The organism is Pseudomonas sp. RGM2987 (genome assembly GCF_022952855.1).
Lineage (GTDB): Bacteria > Pseudomonadota > Gammaproteobacteria > Pseudomonadales > Pseudomonadaceae > Aquipseudomonas.
The window spans coordinates 1-1,108 of the sequence record NZ_JALJDX010000027.1; the positions used below are offsets into that span (position 1 = coordinate 1).

1 protein-coding gene and 1 pseudogene are annotated in these 1,108 nt (G+C 60.5%); both read right to left on the reverse strand.

The window, feature by feature from the left end; genetic code table 11:
* Positions 1-59: 59 nt before the first annotated feature.
* Positions 60-236: pseudogene (locus RGM2987_RS00115) on the reverse strand (chorismate mutase); the annotation flags it as partial.
* 3 nt (positions 237-239) lie between these two features.
* Complete coding sequence (locus RGM2987_RS00120) at positions 240-521, reverse strand: fructose-bisphosphate aldolase (protein WP_245138094.1); 282 nt, start codon at positions 519-521, stop codon at positions 240-242.
* Between the last annotated feature and the right edge of the window lie 587 nt (positions 522-1,108).

Sequence of the window (1,108 nt, forward strand, 5' to 3'; positions counted from 1 at the left end):
GATTAGGGCTGCTGCGCACCCCAGCGGGAGCAAGCTCCCTCGCCACGGGGATTTGTGAGTCAGCTTTGAGGCTGATGCGCTGACCAGTGCTTCATCTCTTCGGCAATGAAATGGTTCACCAGGTCGCTGTACATCTTCTCGACTGCATCCGGATTCAAGCCCTCGGCCTCGGCCCATTCGCGGCGCGTCGCCAGCATCGCCTTGAAACGCTCCGGCGCGCGCACCGAAGTGGCCGAGGGCTAGTCTTCGAGGCCGCGGCGTTCGATGACGGCAAACAGGTCGGTCACGTCCTGAACCAAAATCCGGGCAACGTTGGTGACGGTGTTGAGGTCGGTGCTGGCGGAATCGCGCAGGGTGGTGCAGGCCATCAGGGTCAGGTAATCGAGGGTGGCATGCAGGCGCTCGCTGACGCAGGCATGGAGCTCGGGGAGTGGGGCTTGGGTGTCGATCAGCAGGACGGGGTAGGTGGTGGCGGTTTGGGTGATTGGGGTGAAGCGGTCATTCGATTCATACGTGGTCATTAGGTGAAATCCATCAAGAGAGAATGAATTGCCACTTTTTCTGCTGCGAAACAAATGGGTGGCAGCTACGCGCGGGTTCGCAGACCGAGGAACGACCAAACTCGGCAGACCCGAAGGTCTCCCGCGCGCAACCGCCATAAAATGAAAGCCGGCAAGTTTGCCTGATTTTTCATTCGACGGTGCAGATCATTCGCCTTAGGGCTGCGAAACCCTACCGCCGACCAAAGCCAGCGGCGAACCCAACTATAGAAGGCGATTCCCGTCACAACAACCGGCCTGTAGGACGCCCACAACCCCCGTGGCGAGGGAGCTTGCTCCCGCTCGGTGACGCAGTCACCGCAAAACCTGGGCCCGCGGTGTGCCTGGAGAAACGAGGCGGGCGGTTTGGGGCTGCTACGCACCCCAGCGGGAGCAAGCTCCCTCGCCACGGGTGGAGAATTCCTACGAGATTTTCAGAAGGCCGGGTCACTGTCTCCGATTGCCACCGAGACTTTCGTGAGAGCACGTACCCTTGTGGCGAGGGAGCTTGCTCCCGCTCGGCTGCGCAACAGTCGTAATCAAGTTGACGCGGTTTACCAGTTGTATCG